Annotated in this window: 21 protein-coding genes; 13 read left to right on the top strand and 8 right to left on the bottom strand. The window is 67.2% G+C overall.

What is annotated here, in order from left to right; genetic code table 11:
* Positions 1-4: 4 nt before the first annotated feature.
* From ACWV8V_RS11030 to ACWV8V_RS11010, 5 genes are all read right to left on the bottom strand, one after another.
* Positions 5-988 carry an AAA family ATPase gene (locus tag ACWV8V_RS11030; protein ID WP_455899742.1) on the bottom strand — a complete coding sequence of 328 codons (984 nt, stop codon included), beginning with the start codon at positions 986-988 and terminating at the stop codon, positions 5-7.
* Positions 989-1,051: 63 nt separating this feature from the next.
* Positions 1,052-1,753, bottom strand: a complete 702-nt coding sequence (locus ACWV8V_RS11025; protein ID WP_455899741.1) for a DUF4159 domain-containing protein — start codon at positions 1,751-1,753, stop codon at positions 1,052-1,054.
* A gap of 67 nt (positions 1,754-1,820) precedes the next feature.
* Complete coding sequence (locus ACWV8V_RS11020) at positions 1,821-3,155, bottom strand: TldD/PmbA family protein (protein ID WP_455899740.1); 1,335 nt, start codon at positions 3,153-3,155, stop codon at positions 1,821-1,823.
* A 20-nt stretch (positions 3,156-3,175) separates the two neighbouring features.
* Positions 3,176-4,810, bottom strand: coding sequence for a TldD/PmbA family protein (locus ACWV8V_RS11015; protein ID WP_455899739.1), 1,635 nt, complete (start codon positions 4,808-4,810; stop codon positions 3,176-3,178).
* Positions 4,811-4,942: 132 nt separating this feature from the next.
* The gene (locus tag ACWV8V_RS11010; protein ID WP_455899738.1) at positions 4,943-6,571 is read right to left on the bottom strand and encodes a TldD/PmbA family protein; all 1,629 of its coding nucleotides are present in this window, start codon (positions 6,569-6,571) and stop codon (positions 4,943-4,945) included.
* A gap of 144 nt (positions 6,572-6,715) precedes the next feature.
* Here ACWV8V_RS11010 and ACWV8V_RS11005 point away from each other — a divergent pair, with 144 nt between their 5' ends.
* The 3 genes from ACWV8V_RS11005 (at position 6,716) to ACWV8V_RS10995 (ending at position 9,098) form a co-directional block, all read left to right on the top strand.
* A complete protein-coding gene (locus ACWV8V_RS11005) occupies positions 6,716-7,339 on the top strand; it encodes a DUF938 domain-containing protein (protein WP_455899737.1) in 624 nt (207 codons plus the stop codon).
* Positions 7,340-7,431: 92 nt separating this feature from the next.
* A complete protein-coding gene (locus ACWV8V_RS11000; RefSeq protein ID WP_259260621.1) occupies positions 7,432-8,070 on the top strand; it encodes a tetratricopeptide repeat protein in 639 nt (212 codons plus the stop codon).
* 110 nt (positions 8,071-8,180) lie between these two features.
* Entirely contained in the window at positions 8,181-9,098 is a 918-nt protein-coding gene (locus tag ACWV8V_RS10995; RefSeq protein WP_455899736.1) for an AEC family transporter, read from the top strand.
* 10 nt (positions 9,099-9,108) lie between these two features.
* Here ACWV8V_RS10995 and ACWV8V_RS10990 read toward each other — a convergent pair whose 3' ends face one another.
* Positions 9,109-10,593: an AAA family ATPase gene (locus tag ACWV8V_RS10990; RefSeq protein WP_259260619.1), complete on the bottom strand. Its 1,485-nt coding sequence runs from the start codon at positions 10,591-10,593 to the stop codon at positions 9,109-9,111.
* A 132-nt stretch (positions 10,594-10,725) separates the two neighbouring features.
* Here ACWV8V_RS10990 and ACWV8V_RS10985 point away from each other — a divergent pair, with 132 nt between their 5' ends.
* From ACWV8V_RS10985 to ACWV8V_RS10945, 9 genes are all read left to right on the top strand, one after another.
* Positions 10,726-11,358, top strand: a complete 633-nt coding sequence (locus ACWV8V_RS10985) for a ParA family protein (protein WP_123731026.1) — start codon at positions 10,726-10,728, stop codon at positions 11,356-11,358.
* Between the two features lie 13 nt (positions 11,359-11,371).
* Positions 11,372-11,848, top strand: coding sequence for a SixA phosphatase family protein (locus tag ACWV8V_RS10980; RefSeq protein WP_123731027.1), 477 nt, complete (start codon positions 11,372-11,374; stop codon positions 11,846-11,848).
* A gap of 42 nt (positions 11,849-11,890) precedes the next feature.
* Positions 11,891-12,448, top strand: coding sequence for a YceI family protein (locus ACWV8V_RS10975; RefSeq protein WP_259260786.1), 558 nt, complete (start codon positions 11,891-11,893; stop codon positions 12,446-12,448).
* Positions 12,445-14,490, top strand: a complete 2,046-nt coding sequence (locus ACWV8V_RS10970; protein ID WP_259260617.1) for a phospholipase D-like domain-containing protein — start codon at positions 12,445-12,447, stop codon at positions 14,488-14,490. The genes ACWV8V_RS10975 and ACWV8V_RS10970 overlap by 4 nt, the downstream gene beginning before the upstream one ends.
* Positions 14,491-14,509: 19 nt before the next feature.
* Positions 14,510-14,947: a hotdog fold thioesterase gene (locus ACWV8V_RS10965; RefSeq protein ID WP_346468063.1), complete on the top strand. Its 438-nt coding sequence runs from the start codon at positions 14,510-14,512 to the stop codon at positions 14,945-14,947.
* Positions 14,948-15,128: 181 nt separating this feature from the next.
* On the top strand, positions 15,129-15,920 hold the full coding sequence (locus ACWV8V_RS10960) for a lysophospholipid acyltransferase family protein (RefSeq protein WP_265309910.1): 792 nt from the start codon (positions 15,129-15,131) through the stop codon (positions 15,918-15,920).
* Between the two features lie 57 nt (positions 15,921-15,977).
* On the top strand, positions 15,978-16,973 hold the full coding sequence (locus ACWV8V_RS10955; RefSeq protein WP_259260785.1) for a YheT family hydrolase: 996 nt from the start codon (positions 15,978-15,980) through the stop codon (positions 16,971-16,973).
* Between the two features lie 62 nt (positions 16,974-17,035).
* Complete coding sequence (locus ACWV8V_RS10950) at positions 17,036-19,105, top strand: tetratricopeptide repeat protein (RefSeq protein ID WP_259260614.1); 2,070 nt, start codon at positions 17,036-17,038, stop codon at positions 19,103-19,105.
* Between the two features lie 10 nt (positions 19,106-19,115).
* Positions 19,116-19,727, top strand: a complete 612-nt coding sequence (locus ACWV8V_RS10945; protein WP_455899735.1) for a YbhB/YbcL family Raf kinase inhibitor-like protein — start codon at positions 19,116-19,118, stop codon at positions 19,725-19,727.
* A 135-nt stretch (positions 19,728-19,862) separates the two neighbouring features.
* Here ACWV8V_RS10945 and ACWV8V_RS10940 read toward each other — a convergent pair whose 3' ends face one another.
* On the bottom strand, positions 19,863-20,687 hold the full coding sequence (locus ACWV8V_RS10940; protein ID WP_455899734.1) for a DUF4377 domain-containing protein: 825 nt from the start codon (positions 20,685-20,687) through the stop codon (positions 19,863-19,865).
* 71 nt (positions 20,688-20,758) lie between these two features.
* Positions 20,759-21,553, bottom strand: a complete 795-nt coding sequence (locus ACWV8V_RS10935; protein WP_123731036.1) for an undecaprenyl-diphosphate phosphatase — start codon at positions 21,551-21,553, stop codon at positions 20,759-20,761.
* A 277-nt stretch (positions 21,554-21,830) separates the two neighbouring features.
* Between ACWV8V_RS10935 and glnA the strand changes: the two genes are divergently transcribed.
* On the top strand, positions 21,831-23,240 hold the full coding sequence (glnA, locus tag ACWV8V_RS10930) for a type I glutamate--ammonia ligase (RefSeq protein WP_123731037.1): 1,410 nt from the start codon (positions 21,831-21,833) through the stop codon (positions 23,238-23,240).
* Positions 23,241-23,378 lie beyond the last annotated feature (138 nt).

The following is a 23,378-nucleotide window of genomic DNA, read 5'->3' as shown; positions in this document are numbered from 1 at the left end:
TGGATCACCCCGGGAACGGCACGGCCTGCAGCAGCGCGGCGACCACGTCGTCGGCGCTCTTCTGCTCGGCTTCGGCGGCAAACGACAGCAGCAGCCGGTGACGCATCACCGGCGCGGCCAGCGCCTGCACGTCCTCGCGGGTGGCCGCGAAACGACCCTGCAGCAGCGCGCGCGCCTTGGCCGCCAACACCAGCGACTGCCCGGCGCGTGGGCCGGCGCCCCACTTGATCCACTGGTTCACCGCCGCCGGTGCGTCGCTGCCCGGGCGGCTGGCCCGCACCAGGCGCGTGATCCAGGTGAGGACGTCTTCGCTGATGTGGACCTCGCGCACGGCAGCCTGCAGCGCCAAGACCTCGTCAGCCTCCATCACCTTGGGGACGCTGCCACTGGCGCTGCCGGTGGTCTGCAGCAGGATGTCGCGCTCTTCCTGCTCGGTGGGGTAGTCCACCCGTACGTGCAGCAGGAAGCGGTCGAGCTGGGCTTCCGGCAGCGGGTAGGTGCCGGCCTGTTCGATCGGGTTCTGCGTGGCCAGCACGAAGAACGGTGCGGGCAGCGTATAGGTGGTGCCGGCGTAGCTGACGGTGCGCTCCTGCATCGCCTCCAGCAGTGCGGCCTGGGTCTTGGGCGGGGTGCGGTTGAGCTCGTCGGCCAGCAGCAGGTTCGTGAAGATCGGGCCCTTCTGAAACCGGAAGTGGCGGTGCCCGGTGCCGTGGTCTTCTTCCAGCAGCGCGGTGCCGAGGATGTCGCTGGGCATCAGGTCAGGCGTGAACTGCACGCGCCGGAACTGCAGCTCCAGCGCGTGCCCGAGCGAGCGCACGAGCAGGGTCTTGCCCAGACCGGGCGCGCCTTCGAGCAGGCAGTGGCCGCCGGCCAGCAGGCCGATCAGCAGCTGCTCGACCACCGCGTGCTGGCCGACCACGGCCTGGGCCAGCGCGCCGCGCAGCTGCTGCAGTTTGGGAAGAAGGGCATCAAGGCGGTCGGTCGTCATAAGGCACTCGCAGAAAATCGGTGTAGAGCCACGCCATGCGTGGCTGAAAATGCAGGAAGGAACCTAACTGTTCAACGCATACATCACGATGTTGACCGCGAAGCGGGTGTTGTCTTCGGCCAGGAAGCGCTTGTTGCGCCAGTCGTAGTCCCACTCGCACCCGTAATCTTTGTTGCTGTAGAGCACGCCCAGGCGGCCGTCGATCTGGATGCCCTTGAGGTAATCGTGGACCAGATCATCGCCCCAGCCATTGAGCTCGAACCCGGTGGCCGGCGGGCCCTCGGGAAAGCGGAAGAAACTGCGGTACAGCGCGTGGGTGTTGGGCAGCTTGTTCAGCGCCTTGGGCCCGAACAGCTTGGCCATCTGTGCTTCGAAGGACTTCGCGAACAGACCATCGATATCGTGGTTGCAGTCATCGACGAACACGAAGCCGCCGTTGCGCACGTAACGCACGAAGTTCTGCCGCTCGGCGGCGTTGAACTCGACCAGCTTGTGCCCGGCCAGGTAGCAGAACGGCGCCTCCAGCATGCGCGGATCGGACAGTGCGACCACATGTTCGGTCGGGTCCACGCGCAGGGAGGTGTAATCGATCAGCGAGGTGATCACGTTGGATGGCATGCGCGCATCCACGTCCCAGTCGCCGGAGTCGTACTTGAGGCGGGTGAACCAGAAGTCATATCGCCCGGCCTGGGCGCGCGCCGGCGCGGGCAATGCCGCGAAGGCGGCACTGCCCAGCATCAGGCGCAGGAACTGTGCGCGGTTCATCGCCACGCACGTTCCCGGGCGTCACCGGTCAGGCGAAGAGACGGCCAGTGGCCGTCACGACCGTTCATCAGACCGCGTCGGACAACGAGGTGAAGGTGAAATCGCGCAGCTTCATCGGCGGAATCATCATCACCAGGCTGGACTCGTCACCGGCCACACGCACCGGCTTGCCCAGTTCTTCGATGTTGTTGAGCATGATCACCGGCGACTCGTTGAAGCGGAAGTTCTTCACCGGGTGCTTGATCTGGCCGTTTTCGATGTAGAAGGTGCCATCGCGGGTCAGGCCGGTCAGCAGCACGGTCTGCGGATCGACCATGCGGATGTACCAGGTGCGCGTGACCAGGATGCCCTTCTGGGTGCCCCGGACCAGCTCGGCGGTGCTCTTGTCGCCACCGGCCATCAGCAGGTTGCCCGGCCGCGCGTTGGCGGTCTTGCCCTGCTTCTGCGCCCAGAAGCGCGAGTAGTTGAGGTTGGCGATCTTGCCGTCCTTGATGATGTCCAGCTTCTCGCGCGGCTGACCTTCGTTGTCCCACGGCAGCACGGCCGCGTCCGGGTGCCACGGGTCGGCCACCATGGTCACGCGCGGGTCGTAGACCTGTTCGCCGAGCTTGTTGCCACCGCCCTTCTTGGAAAGGAAGCTGCGGCCTTCATCGGCCGAGCGCGCATCGAAGAAGTTCATCATGAAGCTGATCAGGCCGGCCGCGGCTGCCGGCTCCAGGATCACGGTGTACTTGCCCGGCTCCAACGCCTTGGCTTCGGCCGATTCGGTGGCCTTGCGCATGGCGATGCGGATGTCCTGGTCGGCCTTGAAATCGGCGGCATCCTTGAGGTTGCGGCCGACCCAGCCCGAGCCGCGGCCATCTTCGGTGCGCACGGTGCAGGTGTAATCGAAGTTGGTGCCGCGCTGGTAACCGAAGTTGCCGTTGCTGTTGGCCGTGGCCTGGAAGCTCTGGCCGTCCTCCAGGAAGCCGGCGGCGATCAGGCCGTTGCCACGGCAGGGCGCGATCGAGTCGGCGGCGACCTTGGCGCGGAACGCCGGGTCGATCGCCGCGGTGGATTCGCTGAAGGTCGGGCTGGACCGGTAGGTCTGCTTGCCGATCGCCGGCAGGAACTCCGGGTTCTCCGGGGCCAGGCGGGCCAGATCTTCGGCACGGCGCACCACGCGTTCCAGCGCGGCGTCGTCGAACTCGTTGATCGAGGCGGTGCCGACCCGCTTGCCGAAGGCGACCGTGACGGCCAGTTCGGTGTTGTCGACGATGCCGCTGGTGGAGACGTTGTTGAGCGCGAAACGGATGTTGCCGTCGATCGAGCCGGCCAGCACGGCGGTGCACTCATCGGCCTTGGAGAGCGCGATGACCTTGTCGAGGATGGCCTTGGCCTGGGCTTCGGTGAAGATACTCATGGATTGGGGCTCCTGACCGGTCAGCCGAGGCTGCGCGCGGTGTTGATGACGTTGATGCCGTTGAAGCGCGCGGTGGACGAACCGTGCGAGACCGCCGAGACCTGGCCGGGCTGGCCCTTGCCGTCGAAGAACGAACCGCCCAGGCGGTAGTCGCTTTCATCGGCCACGGCGGTGCAGGCGTTCCAGAACTCCGGCGTGCGGATCTGGTAGGCCACGTCCTCGAGCATGCGGGTGATCTGGCCGTTCTTGATTTCATAGAACAGCTGGCCACCGAACTGCGCGTTGTAGCGCTGCTGATCGATGGAGAACGAGCCGTCGCCGATGATGTAGATGCCGTTCTCGACATCCTTGATCATGTCGGCCACGCTCAATCTGGTCTTGCCCGGCGCCATCGAGACATTGGCCATGCGCTGGAACTGCACGCTGGACCAGGAATCGGCATAGCAGCAGCCGTCGGACTCGGTCTTGCCCAGGATATGGGCCTGGTCGCGGATGGTCTGGTAATCCACCAGTTTGCCTTCGCTGATCAGGTCCCAGCGTTTGGTCTTGACGCCTTCATCGTCGTAGCCGACCGCACCGAGGCTGCCCGGCTGGGTCTTGTCGGCGAAGATGTTGACCTTGTCGCTGCCGTACTGGAAATGCTGCTCGCGCTTGTCCAGCGTGGCGAAGCTGGTGCCGGCGTAGTTGGCTTCGTAGCCGAGCACGCGGTCCAGTTCCAGCGGGTGGCCGACCGACTCGTGGATGGTCAGCCAGGTGTGCGAGGGATCCAGGATCAGGTCGTACTTGCCCGGCTTCACCGACGGTGCCTTGAGCTTCTCCTGCGCCTGCTTGGCCGCGGCGATCGCATCGGCCTTCATGTCATAGGAGTTGCGGTAGTTGACCACGCCGTTGGGCGAGACCGCCTTGCCGGTGCCGACGCCATCAAGGTACTCGTAGCCCAGGCCCATCGGCGAGGACAGCCCGGAGCGGGTGCGGAACTTGCCGGTGCTCTTGTCGATCGCGGTGACCGTCATCGGTGCCCAGATGCGGTGCACGTCCTGGTCGATGTAGGAGCCATCGGTGGAGGCGAAGTACTTCTGCTCGTTGACCAGGAACAGCATCGAGTTGACGAAGCTGGCGCCGGCGCCCATCGCGCCTGCATTGACGTCCAGCAGCAGCTCGACCTTCTCCTTGATCGGCACGTCCATCGCGTTCTTGCGGATCGGCGTGCGCCAGGACACCTCACCCACGCCGGGTGCGGCGGCCAGCTGCACCGGGGCGGTCTGTACCCCGGCGTTGGCCTTGGCGATCGCGGCGGCCTGCTGCGCGGCACGCGCCACATCGGTGGTGCCCAGCTGGTTGGTGGCGGCAAAGCCCCAGGCGCCGTTGACGATCACGCGGATGCCCACACCGGTCGATTCGGTGTTCACCACGTTCTGGACCTTGTCCTCGCGGGTGATCACGTACTGGCGCAGGTAGCGGCCGATACGCACGTCGCAGTAGGTCGCACCGGCCTGGCGCGCGGCGGCCAGGGCGGCATCGGCCAAGCGCTTTTTCAGCGCCGGATCGAGTGCGCTCTGCAGTTGTTCGGCGGCAATGACCTTGCCGAAGAACGACGGCACGATCAGTCCGCCAGCGGTAAGCCCGGTCAGGGCGAGAAAGTCACGTCTTTGCAAGGCAGCTCTCCACGTCGGTGTGGGGGTGGCAGGGAAACAGCGACATCAGGGCGACCGCCGCGGCGGCACAGCCGATTCTTGCGGCCGTACGGGCGCCGCGGTAGTGACATTCGGCACGGAGTGGGAACAGGCTCATCCCAGGCTGCGTGCGGTGTTGATGATGTTGATGCCATCAAAGCGCGTGGTCGATGAGCCATGCGAGACCGCCGAGACCTGGCCCGGCTGGCCCTTGCCATCGAAGAACGAACCGCCGAAGCGGAAATCGCGCTCGTCGCAGATCGCGCTGCAGGCATTCCAGAACTCCGGCGTCCGGATCTGGTAGGCGGCGTCCTCGACCATGCCGGTGATCTCACCGTTCTTGATCTGGTAGTACAGCTGGCCGCCAAACTGCGCGTTGAAGCGCTGCTGGTCGATTGAATAGGAGCCACGGCCGTGGATGTAGATGCCGTTCTCCACGTTCTTGATCATGTCGGCCACGCTCAGCGGGGTCCTGCCCGGCGCCAGCGACACGTTGGCCATGCGCTGGAACTGCACGCTGGACCACGAATCGGCGTAGCTGCAGCCGTGACTCTCCTTCTCGCCAAGGAGATGCACCTCGTCGCGGGTGGCCTGGTAGTTGACCAGGATGCCGTCCTTGACCAGGTCCCAGCGCTTGGTTTTCACGCCTTCATCGTCGTAGCCCACCGCGCCCAGGCTGCCCGGAGCGGTCTTGTCGGCGAAGAAGTTGACGATGTCGCTGCCCCAGCGGAAGCCCGCATCGCGCTTGTCCAGCGTGGCGAAACTGGTGCCGGCATAGTTGGCTTCATAGCCGAGCACACGGTCCAGCTCCAGCGGGTGGCCGACGTTCTCATGGATGGTCAGGAACAGGTTGGACGGGTCCAGCACCAGATCGTACTTGCCCGGCTTGACCGACGGCGCTTTGAGCTTTTCGCGGGCCTGCCGGGCCGCGGCGATCGCATCTTCCACCGGGTCATAGGAGTCGCGGTAGGCCACCACGCCACCGGGCAGCGCGATCTTGCCGCGCGCCTCGCCATCCAGGAAGTCGTAGCCCATGCCCATCGGCGAGGACAGCCCGGCGCGGGTGCGGAACTTGCCGCTGGCCTTGTCGATCGCGGTGGCGGTGAAGGGCAGCCAGATGCGGTGTACGTCCTGGTCGATGAAGGAGCCGTCGCTGGAGGCGAAGAACTTCTGCTCGTTGACCAGGAACAGGGTGGAGTTGATGAAGTCGGCGCCGGCATTGAGCGCGGCTGCGTTCAGCGACAGCAGCATGTCGACCTTGTCCTTGATCGGCACCGCCATCGCGTTCTTGCGGATCGGGGTCTTCCAGCTCACATCGCCCACCCCGGTGACCGGGGCCAGCTGCACGGGACGGGTCTGGATGCCGGCGTTGGCGCGGGCGATTGCCGCGGCCTGTTCGACGGTGGCCAGCACCGCGGCCGGGGTCTGCAGATGGGTCGCGGCAAAGCCCCACGCGCCGTTGACGATCACCCGGATGCCGATGCCCGAGGACTCGCTGTTGGTGACGTTCTGGACGTTGGCCTCGCGGGTGATGACCGCCTGGTTGAGATAGCGGCCGATGCGGACATCGCAGTAACTGGCGCCGGCGCGCTTGGCGGCGGCGAGCGCAGCCTCGGCCAGCGCCTTCTGGCGGCCGACATCGCCCGGTTCGAGCAGTTGCTCGGCGGCGATCAGCCGACCGTGCGGCAGTACCAGACCAGCCAGGCCCATTCCAGACAGCGCTAGGAACTCACGACGTTGCACAGCTCACATCCCCCAAGGACGGCCGACGGCGCGAGGGCCGGCGGCGTTGGACAAGCCTTCGACTTTCAACGCCATGACAGGGTGGCACAAGTGACTGCGGTCATGGTTGGATGGACATCGATTCCCTGCCGATGTGACATTCCCATGAGTGAGATGCGCTGGTCCGAGGCCTGTGAGCGCAACCGCGCACCGATCCTGGCGGTGCTTCAGCGCCACCTTGCCCCGCGCGAGCGGGTGCTGGAGATCGGCAGTGGCACCGGCCAGCACGCGGAGCACTTCGCGCGGGCACTGCCGCACCTGCAGTGGCAGGCGAGCGACCATCCGGATCATCTGCCCGGAATCGCCGCGCGGCTGCAGGCCGCCGGCCTGCCCAACACCCCGGCGCCGTGGCCCTTGCAGGCGGTGCTGTCGCCGACGCCGGGGCTGGGGCCGTTGCCCGCCGCGCCGCTGGCGTTCGATGCGGTGTTCAGTGCCAACACGCTGCACATCATGAGCTGGGCGCATGTCCAGGCATTGTTCGCCGGGTTGCCGGCGGTCATGGCCGCCGATGCGCTGCTGTGTGTCTACGGCCCCTTCAACGAGCAGGGGACCTTCAGCAGCGAGAGCAACCGCCAGTTCGATGGCTGGCTGAAAGCACGCGATCCGGCCTCGGGCATCCGCGATGCCGACGCGGTGGATGCGCTGGCGGCCGGGGTGGGCCTGGTGCTGATCGAGGATGCTGCGATGCCGGCCAACAACCGGCTGCGGGTCTGGCGGCGCACCCGCTAGGCCCGACCGTTGGTCGGCGGCGCTTGGTGCCGGGCGCGCGCTGCGGTTAGGATCAGGAGGGGAGGTTGTTGTGACAACCTGGGGGAGTTTGCATGGCAGTTGCAAGACAGATGCTGGCCAGCCTGGCGCTGGCCGTAGGGGCTTGTGTGTTCAACGCGTCGGCGCAATCGCTGCCGGCGGTGCAGGAGTTCTACTTCGACAATGACGCGGCCGCCACGCCGATGGTCGCGGTGGCGGGCAGCAGTGGGGACCTGGTCGACCAGCTGATGAAGCAGCGCGAGCGCGGCCGCAAGACGCTGGAGGCGACCGTGCAGTTGGCGGGTGTGGCGATCGCGCAGGGGCGGCCGGAACTGGGGCGCAGCCTGTACGAGCAGGCGACGGCGGCGGCCACGGCCACCTCGGTGCAGGGCCGTTCGGTCCGCTGGAACTACGGCTGGGACCTGTTCCGGCTGGGCGAGCCCGAGGCGGCGCTGGCGCACTGGTCGGCGGCCCAAGGCGGGCTGCGTGGCAACCCGTCGTGGGTGCCACCTACGTATGCCCTGGCCTTGTGGACGCTGGGCCGCAAGAATGAAGCGGTGCAGTGGTATGCCGCGGCGGTACGCACCGAGCCGCAACAGTGGAGCGGAACGGACCGCTACGCCGCCTTGTTGCCGGGCTGGCGCGACAGCGAACGCAGTACGCTCGCCGAGATCCAGCAGGCGTGGGCGGAAAAGCCGCCGGCCTGGCCGTGATCGCGCGGGCCTGCCCGGGTAAGCGGGCAGGCCCGGCCCATGCCGCGAAAGGGCCATGCTTCGACCATCGTCGGGGCGGCGGTGGCGGCCGAGTGGGCTAGGCTGTCGCGATGGCCTTCGATGCATTCGCGCTGATCCTGACCATGCTCGGCCTGGGCATGGCCTTCTCGCGCCTGCGCGCGCTGCCGGACAACACCGCCGATGTGCTCAACCGCATCGTGCTGTACGTGTGCCTGCCGGCGGCGGTGCTGATCTACGTCCCCCGGCTGCATCTGGATGTCAGCCTGATCGGGCTGGTCGCCACCCCGTGGCTGTTGATGCTGTGCACGCTCGCCTTGGTGAGCCTGGCGACGCGCATCTTCGGCTTCGCCCGCGATGTGCATGCCGTGCTGTTGATCTGCGTGGCGCTGGCCAACTCCAGCTTCATCGGTTACCCGATGGTGCGCGCGCTGCTCGGTGATCATGCGCTGCCCTATGCGGTGGTCTACGACCAGTTCGGCACCTTCGTGCTGCTGTCCACCTTCGGTCTGTATGTGATCGCGCGCTACAGCGGTGACACCCCGCCGACCGCCACGCAGATCCTGCTGCGGATCGCGAAGTTCCCGCCGTTGTGGGCGTTGCTGTTCGCGCTGACCCTGATGCCTGAGCCGCCGCCGCGCTGGATCGGCACCGGGCTGAAGCAGCTCGCCGATGCGATGCTGCCCCTGGTGATGCTGGCGGTGGGGTTCTCCATCCAGCTGCGCCTGCCACGGGATGAGCTCACGCCGCTGGGCGTCGGGTTGCTGCTCAAGCTGCTGGTGATGCCGGCGCTGGCGCTGCCCATATCGTGGGCGTTCGGGTTGCAGGGCGCGGTGCTGCAGGCCAATGTGCTGGAGTCGGCGATGCCGACCATGATCACCGCCGCCGCGCTGGCGATGTCACATCGCCTCGCCCCGCGCCTGGCGGCCGCGCTGGTTGGCTACGGCATCCTGCTGTCGCTGGTGACGCTGCCGGCGTGGGTGTGGGTGTTGCACCGCCTGGCGGGATGACGCGCGCGGATCATTCGTCCGCGCTGACGGTGCGCCCGCGCGCCCACTCACGCAGCGCGGTGACCTGTTCGGCCATCAGCACCGACAACGGCCGGCTGCTGCGGATCTCCTGCATCAGCAGGTCGGTATCCAGCACGCGCGACTCGGCATGCGCGGCATACAGCCCGGAGACCACCGCCTGCTCGATCTCCGCACCCGAGAAGCCATCCGCCGCCGCCGCCAACGCCGGCAGCGCGAAGTCGTCGGCGTTGAGCTGGCGCTTGCCCAGGTGCAGGCGCAGCAGCTCCACCCGGGTGTTGGCATCGGGCAGATCGACGAAGAAGATCTCGTCGAAGCGGCCCTTGCGCAGCAGCTCGGCCGGCAGTTCATGCACCTGGTTGGCGGTGGCGACGATGAACACGGTGCTCTTGCGCTCGGCCAGCCAGGTCAACAGGTGGCCCAGCACGCGGCGCGACACACCGCCGTCTTCGCCGCCACTGGCCAGGCCTTTCTCGATCTCATCGATCCACAGCACGCAGGGGGCCAGCTGCTCGGCCGAGGCGAGTGCGTCGCGCAGGTTCTTCTCGGTCTCACCGTGGTACTTGTCGTACAGGCTGCCGAAATCCAGCCGCAGCAGCGGCACGCCAAATCCGGCCGCGGTCGCCTTGGCCAGCATCGATTTGCCACAGCCCTGCACGCCGAGCAGCAGCATGCCCTTGGGCGGGTCCAGGCCGGCCGGGCCGGCACCGCCCAGGAACACCGGGCGACGCTGGTTGACCCAGCGCTTGAGCCGGTTGGCGCCAGCCACGTCGGCAAAGCGGGTGGTGTCGTATTCGAAGTGCAGGTGGCCGGCGCGGTTGAGCAGCTCGAACTTGAGCCGGGCCAGCTGCGGCAGGTCGTCCTGGCTGAGCGCGCCGTCGGCGAAGATCAGCTGCCGCGCGATCCGCCGCGCATCGACCAGGCTCAGCCCGCGCAGGTTGTGCAGGATCTTCTGCACGGCCTCGTTGTCCACTTCCACGCGCCGCCCGCCGTTCTCGCGCGCATAGGCTTCGGCTTCCTCGCGCAGCATCTTCAACAGGGCATTGAGGTCGGGCAGGCGCGGGTTGAACCGGGTGGCCAGCGCTTCCAGCTCGGCAGGCAGCTCGACCTTGGCCCCGATCAGTACCAGCACGTGGGCCTCGCAATGCCGCCGCTGGATCAGATCGCGCAGCGCGCGCTGGTGGCTGGCATAGCCCAGGTACGGGTGAAAATCGAGCAGCAGGTAGATGCCGCGCTGCTCGGCCTGGCGGATCATCTGCAGGGCTGCGCTGGCATCGGGTGGACCGACCGGGTCGTCCTCGCGGTCCATGTCGATCCGGCGCAGGCCCTCGGTGATCGACCAGCGGTGCAGGGCCCGCCAGACATGCATCAGGGTCTGTCGGAACAGCTCCACCACGCGGCCTTCATCCTGGGTCTCGATGATGATCAGCGGGGTGTTGGCGCGGATCAACGCGCTCAGGTCCTGTAGTTCGCTCATGCCGGCGGTCAATCCCTTGGAACCATCCACGATAGCAAAGCCGCGGCCGCCGGTTCTGGTTCAGCGCTGCGACTATCTCCGTCACAGGCGCCGGTGTAGGCTGCGGGAACGTTTCCCGGAAGCGAGGCTTGCATGAAGACGATCCTGGTGGCCGGTTCCAAGGGCGGGGTGGGCAAGACCACCGTCGCCACCCACCTGGCGGCGCATTCGGCATTGGCAGGCAAACGGACCGTGCTGGCCGATGCCGATCCACAAGGCTCCAGCACCCGCTGGGCGCAACGCCGTTCGGTTCTGGAAAGTGCCGTGCTGCCGATCGACGTGTATCGCAAAAAGAGCTGGGAACGACTGGTTCCCGAGGGCACCGACGAGGTCATCATCGATGCCCCGGCCGGTGCGATGGCCGACGATATTCCCCATTTCCTGGACGCGGCCGACGCCGTCGTGGTGCCGGTGCTGCCCTCCGCGCTGGACATCGAAGCCATCGTCGGCTTCCTCAACAGCCTGTCCAAAGTCCCCCGCGTACATAACCGCCGCCTGCCGGTCGGCCTGGTGCTCAACCGCACCAAGCCCTGGACGCAGACCTCGCAGCAGGCGATACAGATGTTGGCCGAATGGCCGTACGAGGTCGTCGCACAGTTGCGCGACAGCCAAAGCTATGTGGTGATGGTCGGGCTGGGCCGGAGTCTGTTCGACTACCGCTCGGCCCAGGTGCGCGAGCACCAGAGTGACTGGGAGCCGCTGTTGAAGTGGCTGAAGAACGCCTGACACGAGAGATCCCATGCGAGAACTGATACTGCTGCGTCACGCCCATGCCGAAGCCGCCAGCACCGGCCAGGCCGATCTGGACCGCCCGCTGTCGCCGGTCGGTCTGGCCGAAGCCGAGGCCGCCGGCCGCTGGCTCAAGGAAAACAACCTGCTGCCCGACTGCGTGTTGTGCTCGCCGTCGCGGCGGACCCGCGAAACCCTCGAAGCCGTGCTGGGCATCACCGGCTTCGTCGAGAAGCGGCTGGAAGATGCCGTCTACGATGCCACCCCGGGCACCCTGATGGGGTTGATCGATGCGCGTCGCGATGTCGACCGCCTGCTGGTGGTCGGCCACAACCCGGGCCTGGAACAGTTGGTCGCCCTGATGAGTGAAGGCACCAGCAGCGACTACCGCGGCATGCCGCCCGGCGGGATCGCGGTGCTGGCGTTCGATCGTGATGCTGCCATCGAACCCGGTGTCGCCAGCCTGACCGCATTCTGGTGGCCATAACCCGTGTGGGCAGTCCGCGCGGCGTGGGTCGGGCTGCTGCTGATGGCAGGGGCGGCGCATGCCGCCCCGCCGTCGTCCGTACCGGCACCGACCAGCCATGCGCTGGCCTTCGACACGGCCAAGTCGCGCTTCGGGTTTGAGATCCGGACCCGGCTGGGGCAACGCATGGAGGGGGTATTCCCCCGCTTCGAAGGCAACATCGAGGTGCTCTCCGATGGTCGCCACCAGGTGCACCTGCGGATGTTCACCCGCTATGTCGAGATTCCCGGCAAACCCCGCTACACCGGCTGGATGCGGGGCGAGGAGTTCTTCGACTCGGCCCGCTATCCGGTGGTCGAGTTCGACTCGCTGCCCTACTGGCCGGAGGTGGTGGACAAGGGCGGTGCCATTGAAGGCCGCCTGATCCTGCGCGGGGTCAGCCACCCGGAGACCCTGCGGGTGGAACCGCCGGAGTGTGCCCGGGCCGGGTATGATTGCGACGTCGTCAGCCGCGGTACCGTCCAACGTGGCCGGTATGGAATGGACAGCTGGCAGCTTGCCTTGAGTGATCGAGTGACCTTTGTATTGCGTGCGCGTCTGAGCGAGGCGCCGAAACCGTGAATCCATTGCTGCGTCTGTTGGTGCTGGCAACCCTGTTGCTGGGCAGCGGCTGTGCCTCGCTGTCCAACGCCGAGCGCGACCGTGCCGCTGGCATCGCCGTGCAGGCGCGCTCGACCGTGGTTGACTGCACCCAGGCGGACCGCTGCGCGCTGGATTCACCCCTGCGTGCTTTGGGCGGCCGTGCGTTCGCCGAATCCCACGCCGGCCAGCCGCGCCACTACGCCACCATCCTGGACGAAGGCGAAGTCGCCCTCGTCGCGCGCTTGAACCTGATCCGCAGTGCCACGCGCAGCATCGACCTGCAGACCTATATCTTCGACAAGGACGACAGCGCCCGGCTGGTGCTGGACGAGCTGCAGGCGGCCGCTCGCCGCGGGGTCAAGGTCCGGCTGCTGATCGACCAGCTCTCGGCGATCTCCGATCTGGAAATCCTCGGGGCCCTGTCCGGCAGCCATGCGAACTTCGAGCTGCGCGTCTACAACCCCACGTTCGGCAAGGCGCGCCTGAACTACTTCGATTACGCCGCCAGCGTGGTCTGTTGTTTCCGCCGCTTCAACCAGCGCATGCACAACAAGCTGCTGGTGGTGGACGATGCGCTCGGCGTGGTCGGCGGACGCAACTACCAGGACGACTATTACGACTGGGACAGCGAATACAACTTCCGCGACCGCGACGTGATCGTGGCCGGCCCGGAAGTGCGCGAGATGGCCGCCAACTTCGATGCGTTCTGGCGCGCGCCGCGCAGCGTGCCAGCCGAACGCCTCAATGACGTTGGCCGCACCCTGCTGCGCCAGGGCGTCCCGCCCATGCCGCCGGCCGACGTCCGGCGGCCGGAGCGACTCGAACGGGTCAGCGAAGAGGCCAACGACCCCGACTACGTCCGCCGCACCTTCGTCGATACCGCCCTGCCGGTGGCCTCGGTGCAGTACGTAGCGGATCTGCCGCGCAAGCACCGCCGCGAACGGGCCAGCCAGCCGGCCAACGGCCAGCACGTGACCGAGCCGCAGCTGGATTCGCTGATTGCCAGCGCGCAGACCGAGGTGCTGCTGCAAACGCCGTACCTGGTGCTGTCCAAGCCGGCCCAGCGCCTGTTCCGCGACCTGCGCAAACGCGAACATGCACCGCGTGTGGTGGTGTCCACCAACAGCCTGGCGGCCACCGACAACCCGATCGTCTACGCGCTGTCCTACAAGTACAAACGCCGCAACCTGCGCGAGCTGGGCTTCAACGTGTACGAGTTCAAGCCGTTCCCGCTGGATGCGCCGGTGGACTACCGCAACCTGTTGCCCGCGCCGCTGGGCACCGAAGCATCGTCTTCGCCGGGCCGGCGCAGCAGCCTGCTGGGCGGCAGTGCGGCCGGCAGCAATGCGCGCAGCAGCGGCAGCGACAGCCGCCGCGACGACGCCGCCGGCAGCGATCCACGCGTCACCCGCCAGCCCACGCCGGGCCCCTCCGCGCGGCGGCGCATGGATGGCAGCGTGGTCGAGCGCCGCGTGCTGCGTGCTGAAACCCGCCCCTCTTTCCTCGGTACCAAGGCGGTCAACAAGCCGCTGCCGGTCACCCGCACGGGCGCGCGCATGGGCCTGCATGCCAAATCGCTGGTGGTGGACCGTCGCATCGGGGTGATCGGGACGCACAACTTCGACCCGCGCAGCGAGAACTACAACACCGAGGGCGCGGTGATCATCGATGACCCGGTGTTCGCCGAGGCGCTGGCACAGAGCATCCTGCGCGACATCCACCCGCAGAACTCATGGGTGGTGGCGCCGCGCGCCAAGCCGCCGGTGCTGTCCGGATTGAACTACAGCGTCGGCAAGGCCTCCGAAGCGTTGCCCGTGCTCGATTTCTGGCCATGGCGCTACGCCACCGATTACGAATTCCAGCCGGGCCCGGCGTGCCCCGAGCCGCTGCGGCGGCAGGACCCGGCGTTCCACACCTGCTACGTCGCGGTGGGCGACTTCCCCGAGGTGAATGTCGGGCCGAAGTGGTTGCTGGTGCGCATGCTGACCGCCTTCGGTGCCGGGCTGGTTCCGATTCTGTAATCCTCCACGGAGAAGCTGCATGCCCCAGGTATTCCGCGACGCGGTGTCCCTCGAGACACTCAACGACCTTGGTCGCAACACACTCATCGAGCACCTGGGCATTGTATTCACGGCCGTGGGCGAGGACTGGATCAGCGCGACCATGCCGGTCGACGAACGTACCCGCCAGCCGTACGGCATCCTGCATGGCGGTGCGTCGGTGGTGCTGGCCGAGACGCTCGGCAGCAGTGCCGGCAACCTGTGTGTGGATACCAGCGCGCAGGTCTGCGTCGGGCTGGAGATCAATGCCAACCATATCCGCGCCGTGCGCGCCGGCACCGTCACCGGCACCGCGCGTGCGGTGCACGTCGGCCGCAGCACCCAGGTCTGGGACATCCGTATCGAAGATGAGGCCGGCAAGCTGGTCTGCACCTCGCGGCTGACGCTGGCCGTGGTTCCGGCGGTCCGGCCGGGCTGATCGGCGGCATGGCATGGACGCTGTGTTGCACCGGTCATGACAGTGCGCCGGCGCATGTCGCCCGGGTGGCTGTGCCGTGCAGGGGCACCGGCTTGACCGCGTGCGGCGAGTGGCGTGCCGCTGTCATGGAATTGTCCGGATTCCGCTGGCAGAGCCTGCGGCGCTCGGGTATCGTTCGCGGATGAATTCCCCCACTCCGGCCTCACGTGGCGGCGTGGCGCGTGTGTGCCGTTACCTGTACCGCGTACCGCTGCTGCTGGTCCACCTGTTGCTGTTCCTGCCGATGCTGCTGATCGCCATGCTGCCGCCGTGGGGGCGTATGCGTGTGGGCGAGCGTACGTTCGAGCATGCGGCGGTCAACGCCTGGTCGGCCGGCCTGATGTGGATCTTCGGCTTCCGGCTGCACCGGATCGGCACACCGCTGCCGGGCGCGGTGCTGTTCGTGGCCAACCACGTCAGCTGGGTCGACATCTCGATGCTGCACAGCCAGCGGATGATGGGCTTCGTGGCCAAGCAGGAGATCGCCGGGTGGCCGGTGGTCGGTTGGCTGGCGGCCCGCGGGCAGACGATCTTCCATCAGCGTGGCAGCACGGAATCGCTGGGGGGCGTGATGCAGGAAATGGTGGTGCGCCTGCGCGAGGGCAAAGCCGTTGGCGTGTTCCCGGAAGGGCGTACCCGCGGTGGGCACGAAGTGGGCCCGTTCCACGCGCGCATCTTCCAGGCCGCCGTCGAGACCCAGGTGCCGATCCAGCCGGTGGCACTGCGCTATGGCGTGCGCGGTGACGCACAGACCATCGTCGCGTTCGGCCCGAAAGAGAGCTTCTTCGCCAACTTCCTGCGCCTGCTGGGCGAGCCGGCGCGGCGGGCCGAGGTGCACTTCCTCGCGCCTATTGGTACTCACGATCTGGAAGGCCGTCGGCGCATCGCGGAAACCTCGCGCGCGCGCATCCTGGCGGCCATGTCCGCCGAGTAACCCGGTGCTGTTCCTTCACGCGCCAGCGTCGCAGCCGGGAGCAGGCTCGCGCCCATGTTGACCGCTGCCGACTATCAACCGCCGCGTTGGCTGCGCAATCCCCACCTGCAGTCGATGCTCAGCTCCAGCCGCATGCGCATGCAGCGCGGCCTGGTGTTGCTTGCGGCCACCGGCGCGCACACCGACGAACTCATCCTCGATGGTGGCGAAGGCGTCCGCCTGCAGGGCTGGCACAGCTATATCCAGGGCCGTCAGCCGATCGGCATGGCGCTGCTGCTGCACGGCTGGGAAGGCAGCGCCGAATCCAGCTACATGCGCATGACGGCGGCGCGGCTGCTCGAAGAAGGCTATGACGTGGTGCGGCTGAACTTCCGCGATCACGGCAACACCCATCACCTCAATCCTGGCATCTTCCACTCCAACCGCATCGATGAAGTGGTGCACGCCGCCGGCGACATCGCCCGGCGTTGGCCCGAGCTGCCGCTGGTCGCGGCCGGCTATTCGCTGGGCGGCAACTTCGTGTTGCGGCTGGCCCTGCGTGCACCGTCGGCCGGGGTACCGTTGCGCCGGGTCGCCTCGGTCTGCCCGGTGCTGGACCCGGCCATCACGATGGAGAGCATCGAGAACGGCCCGGCGATGTACGACTGGTACTTCCGCCGCAAGTGGGCTGGCTCGCTGCGCCGCAAGCGCGACCTGTTCCCCGAGCTGAGCGACTGGGACGACCGCGTGCTCAAGCTGGACATCCGCGCGTTGACCGCCTGGCTGGTCGAACACCACACCGATTTCGGCTCGCTGCAGGCCTACTTCGATGGCTACTCCATCGCCGGCGACCGGCTGGCCGGGCTGCAGGTACCGGCCGACATCCTCATGGCCCAGGACGATCCGGTGATCCCCGTCGCGACGTTCAACGGCTGGCGCCTGCCGGCCCATGCCCACCTGGAAATCGCCCCGTGGGGCGGCCATTGCGGCTTCCTGGAGAACTGGCGCGGCGATGGCTTCTCTGAGCGCTGGGTGGCCCAGCGGCTGGGGATCGAGGCGAACGCGCCCGCCTGATCGGCCGTTCTGGCGGGCCGGCCCCGCTACAATCGGGGTTTGACCCTCGAGTTCGGACCGTCATGCAAGACCAGATTCTTCAAGCCCTGCGCCGCAATGCGGTGGACGACGCCGTGCAACTGGCGCGCGAATGGACCACGGCCGAGCCGGAGCAGCCGCAGGCGCACCGCTGGCTGTCGCTGTCGCTGCAGCAGCAGGGCCAGTTCGACGACGCGCTGACCAGCCTGCAGCAGGCACTGACCCTCGCCCCGGACAATGCCGATCTGCACCTGCAGCAGGCTGGCCTGCTGTTGGCCCTGCGCCAGTTCGATGCCGCCGGCTCGGCGCTGGACCGCACCGCCGAACTCAATCCCAATGAACTGTCCGCCTATGTGATGCAGGCGCACCTGGCGCTGGCCCGCAATGACGTCGATGAAGCCGACCGGCTGACCCGCCTGGCCACGCGTGTGGATGCAGACCATCCCGAACTGGCGGCCTTGACCGGCATGGTGGCGCTGCGCCGGGGCGAGGTGGATCGCGCGCTGTCGCTGCTGTCGGCCGCCAGCGAAGCCCTGCCGGGTGATTCGCGGGTGCTCTACGCCCTCGGCTTTGCTTACCTGGGCAAGGACATGCTCGCCTTCGCCGAGCAGGCGTTCCGCCGCGTGCTCGAGTTGAACCCGAGCGTCACTTCGCTGCAGGGCTTGATCGTGCAGCTGGCGCTTCGCCAGGGCCACGTGGATGTGGCCGCCGAGATGATGCGCCACGTGCTGGCCACCCCGGCCGGTGATACCCCGGCGATGCGCCGTCTGGCCGGCGAGCTGGAACTGCAGGCCGGGCAACCGCTGCAGGCGCTCGAGCAGCTGCTGCCGGTGCTGGCGCAGTGGCCTGCCGATCGCCACACCCTGCAGCTGCTGCTGATGGCCTGGCAACGCCTGGGCCGCGAACAGCAGGCCCGCGAAACGCTGGATGCGACGCTGGCCGATCACCCCCAGGTGCATGACCTGTGGATGGCGCGCCTGACCGTGGAGCCGGTCGGTGGGCCGGAAGCGGTTGCCGTGGGCGAGCGTTGGCTGGAGGCCATGCCCGAGCACCTGCCGGCGCTGGAAACCCGCCTGCGCCTGCACGACATGAACAATGAGGACGACGCGGCCGAAGCCGTGGCCGAGCGGATCGTGACCCTCGAACCGGGCCGTGCCAGTGGCGAAATGCGGCTGGTCGACGGCCTGCTCAAGCGCGATCCCCCGGCCGCCATCGCCCGCGTGCAGGCGCTGCACGATGGCGCGCCGGACGCGGCCAAGCCGTCGCTGCGCGCGTGGCTGGGCTCGGTCCAGGACCGTGCTGGCCAGTACCGTGAGGCGATCCGGACGTGGGTCGAACTGCATGCCGCCGAAGCACCGCAGCGTCTGCCGCTGCCGCCCCAGGCCAAGGCGCCGCTGAGCTGGCCGGACCTGGCGCCCCTGCCGGAGGGCAATCCGATCGCACCGATCTTCGTCTGGGGTGCCCCGGGCTCGGGCGTGGAGCGCGTGGTCGCGGCCATGGCCGCCGCCAGCCCGGTGGTGCGCGGGGATCGGTTTGGTGCGACCCCGCCCAACGATGCCTTCCAGAGCTATCACACGCTGCAGGACCTCTCGACCGGCAAGCTCACTGCCGAGGCGCTTGTTGAACAATGGCGCAGCCAGCTGCCGGCGCGCGGCGTTCCCGAAGGGGCGGTGATCGACTGGCTGCTGTGGTGGGACAACGCATTGCTGTGGGCGTTGCGCCCGCAGCTGCCGGAGGGCCGCCTGATCATCGCGCTGCGCGACCCGCGCGACATGCTGCTGGAGTGGATCGCCTTCGGTGCACCGGCACCGTTCGCGCTGAACTCTGTGCACGAAGCCGCCGAATGGCTGGCGCGCTCGCTCGCCCAGATCGCGACCCTGCACGAGCAGGACCTGTACCCGAACGCGCTGGTGCGCATCGACGACATCGGCCACGACGCCGTCGCCATGGCCGAGCACCTGGGCGAACTGTTCGGCATGCGCTTTCCGCCGGCGCCCTCGCTGGGGCCGGCACGCATGGCACCGGGCCATTGGCGCGACTACCGCGATGAGATGGGCCCGGCCTTCGCGCTGCTGACCTCGGTCGCGGTGCGCCTGGGCTACCCGGAAGAGTGAGGACACGCACATGCAGCTGAGCAGTGACAGCATCACCAACGGGCAGCCGATCGCGGCCACGTTCGCGGCCGGCAACGCCGAGGGCTTCGCGCCCAACCGCAACCCGCAGCTGGCCTGGCACGACGTGCCGGCCGGTACCCGTTCGTTCGCGTTGTTGTGCATCGATCCGGATGTGCCGACCGTGCAGGAGACGGTGGGCCGCCAGGACTGCACGGTGCCACGCGATCAGCCGCGTGCGCACTTCGCGCACTGGGCGATGGCCGATATCCCGGCCGATGTGCGCGAGCTCGCCGCGGGCAGCTGCAGCGACGGCTTCACCGTACGCGGCAAGACCCAGCCGGCGGGCCCGGCAGGCAGTCGTCAGGGCCTGAACGATTTCACCGGCTGGTTTGCCGGCAATCCGGACATGGCCGGCCAGTACCTGGGCTATGACGGCCCGTACCCGCCGTTCAACGACGAACGCGTGCATCGCTATTTCTTCCGCGTGTTCGCGCTGGACGTGGCGCAGCTGGCGCTGCCCGATCCGTTCACTGCGGCGGACGTGCTGCGCGCGATGCACGGGCACGTGCTGGCCGAAGCCTCGCTGCATGGCACCTACACGTTGAATCCGGCGCTGGCCTGAGGTGAGGTGCCGACCATGGGTCGGCGCGCGCCCCGGTAGGTACCGACCGTTGGTCGGTACTGCGCTATCGGGAGCCGGCCAGCGGCCGGCACTACAGAATGAAGAAGGGCGGCCCGTGGCCGCCCTTCTGCGTTCTTACTTTTTCTCGTTCGCGGACTCGACCACCATGTCCAGCACGTAGGCGTTGGACGAGGCATCGGCCGGCGGGTTGGCGATTTTGTAGCGCTTCACGCGCACCACGTTGCGCACGCCGTCTTCGTGGGTATAGCCCTCGATGACGTCGTAGAAGTTCTCCCACTCGCCCGGCTCACCCTGCTTGATGCCGTTGGCGTCGTAGCGGATCTCACGGGTCTGCAGGCACTGCTTGTCGCGGATCATCGGGTGCGGGCACGGCTTGGTCTGCGCGGCCACTTCCAGGAACACCGTTTCGCCTTCGCCGCCGTAGCGGGTTTCAGCGGTCGGTTCCGGGGTGAACACCAGCACATCACCGTTGGCGGTACGCAGGGTCAGCTGGCCGGCATCGCCCAGTTCGGTCTTGAGCGCGCCTTCCAGGCGGCTGCCGACGGCCTGGTCCAGCGCCATCAGGTTGTTGTCCGTGCAGGCCATCATGGTCGAGGCCATCGGCGAAATGGTCAGCGAACCATCGGCCAGCGTGTACCCGCCGCCCATGCGGTTGCAGGTGTTGCTGATCGCGATGCGGTCATCCTTGAAGTCCAGCGTGACCGGCGTGTCGGCACGGGCGAACAGCGCATCGATGCGGTTGCCGCTGGCATCGGTGGCCGAATCCAGACGCCAATGGCTGCCCTGCAGGCGCTGCACGTCCAGACGGGCCACAGCGGCCTGGTCGGCGGCGGCGGTCGGGGCCGGGGCGAGGTCATCGCGGCCGGCCGGGGCGGTGGAGGGGTTGCTGCAGGCGGCCATCAGGGCCAGCGGCAGGATCAGCATCAGGGTGCGTTTCATGTACATCTCCTTGGGAACCTGGGGAAAAACGCCGGCGCATCCACAACGGGGTTGTGCCGGCGCCGGGCCGTTCAGTTGCCAGCCGGCAACCAGAGCAGCAACGCCGCGCCCAGGGCAATGCGGTAGAACGCGAACGCCGTGAACCGGTGCGACTTGATGTAGCCCAGCAACCACTTCACTACGATGAAGCCGGTGACGACCGCGGCAAGGAAGGCCACGCCCACATCGGTCCAGTTCTCGCTGGCCAGCTTGCCGTCCTTGGCCAGTTCCAGGAAGGCATAGCCGCTGGCGGCGAACATGGTCGGGATTCCCACCAGGAACACGAACTCGGTGGCCTTCGCGCGGCGGCTCAGGCCGAACAGCATCGCGATGAAGATCGCCGCAGCCGAACGCGAGGTCCCCGGGAACACACCGGCCACCACCTGCGCCACGCCGACCAGGATGGCGACCTTCCAGGTCACCTCATCGCGCTCGGGCAGGCGCGCGGTGTAGGCCTCCACCAGGAGCATCCAGAGGCCGCCGATGATCAGCGCCCAGGCCACCGGGGTGACCGTCTCGGGCAGCTCCCAGCCGGCCAGGCGGACCGGCAGGCCCACCACGGCGGTGACCAGGAAGGCGGTGCCGAGCTTGAGCACGTAATCGCGGTTGGCGCGCTCATGCAGGCCGGTCGCCAGGGACCACAGCCGCTGCCGGAACACCAGCGTGATCGCCAGGATCGCGCCGGCCTGGATGATGATGTTGAAGAAGTCCGAGCGTGCGCCCAGCCAGTGCTGGGCGATCAGCAGGTGGCCGGTGCTGGAGATCGGCAGGAATTCGGTGAGGCCTTCAAGAATGCCCAGAAGGAGGGCGGAGAGCAGGTCGGACATCGGCGGTACTGGAGCTCGCGGAGGGGTGGAATCGGGCAGCGGCGACAGCCGGACGCTGTGGCCAACGTCGCCTGTCGACGGCCCGTGGGCGTAAAGCATAGAGCATCCCGCATTGCACCAAAGGTGTGCGTGGTGCAGCGTTTGCACTGCTTTGGTGCGTCCGTCCATGCGCCGCGCGGCGCGCCAGGCCAGTGAAATCAAGGATTTGTGAACGCTGAAAAGTTGGCACGGGGTTTGCTTTATCTACTTACGCAATCACCCATCTGAGGTTTCACCGATGTCCGTGGAAAATGTTGAGAAGCTGATCAAGGACAACCAGATCGAGTTCATCGACCTGCGTTTCGTCGATATGCGTGGTATCGAGCAGCACGTCACCTTCCCGGTCAGCATCGTGGAGCCGTCGCTGTTTGAAGAAGGCAAGATGTTCGATGGCAGCTCGATCGCCGGCTGGAAGGGCATCAACGAATCGGACATGGTCCTGCTGCCGGATCCGTCCAGCGCCTACATCGACCCGTTCTACGCCGACCCTACCCTGGTCATCAGCTGCGACATCCTCGATCCGGCCACCATGCAGCCGTACGGCCGTTGCCCGCGCGGCATCGCCAAGCGCGCCGAGGCCTATCTGAAGTCCTCCGGCATCGCCGAGCAGGCCTTCTTCGGCCCGGAGCCGGAGTTCTTCATCTTCGATTCGGTCCGCTTCGCCAATGACATGGGCCACACCTTCTTCAAGATCGATTCCGAAGAAGCGGCCTGGAGCACCGGTGACAAGTACGACGGCGCCAACAGCGGCTACCGTCCCGCCGTGAAGGGCGGCTACTTCCCGGTCCCGCCGACCGATTCGCTGCACGACCTGCGTGCGGAAATGTGCAAGACGCTGGAACAGGTCGGCATCGAAGTGGAAGTGCAGCACCACGAAGTGGCCACCGCCGGCCAGTGCGAGATCGGCACCAAGTTCAGCACCCTGGTGCAGAAGGCCGATGAACTGCTGCGCATGAAGCACGTCATCAAGAACGTCGCCCACCGCAACGGCAAGACCGCCACCTTCATGCCCAAGCCGATCGTCGGCGACAACGGCAGCGGCATGCACGTGCACCAGTCGCTTTCCAAGGGCGGCACCAACCTGTTCTCCGGTGACGGCTACGGCGGCCTGAGTCAGCTGGCGCTGTGGTACATCGGCGGCATCTTCAAGCACGCCAAGGCGATCAACGCCTTCGCCAACTCCGGCACCAACAGCTACAAGCGTCTGGTCCCGGGCTTTGAAGCCCCGGTGATGCTGGCCTATTCGGCCCGCAACCGTTCCGCCTCGTGCCGCATTCCGTGGGTGTCCAACCCGAAGGCGCGCCGCATCGAAATGCGCTTCCCCGATCCGATCCAGTCCGGCTACCTGACCTTCACCGTGCTGATGATGGCCGGCCTGGACGGCATCAAGAACCAGATCGACCCGGGCGCACCGAGCGACAAGGATCTGTACGACCTGCCGCCGGAAGAAGAGAAGCTGATCCCGCAGGTCTGCTCCTCGCTGGACCAGGCCCTGGAAGCGCTGGACAAGGACCGCGAGTTCCTCAAGGCCGGTGGCGTGATGAGCGACGACTTCATCGACGGCTACATCGCGCTGAAGATGCAGGAAGTCACCCGCTTCCGCGCGGCGACCCACCCGCTCGAATACCAGATGTACTACGCGAACTGAGCAACAGGTGACGATGACGAAGGATATCCCTCCCACCCTTCGTCATCGTCGCCGCCCTTTGCAGCCCTCGCATCCGGGCGGCAACGGGTCCGCAGGACATGTGCTGCAGCTGGGGAGCCGCAGCGCAGGCAACACGTA

The sequence above is a fragment of the Stenotrophomonas sp. Ker107b genome, from assembly GCF_053847245.1.
The sequence above is the reverse complement of the archived record's forward strand: the minus strand, read 5'-3'. Positions and strand labels throughout refer to the sequence as shown.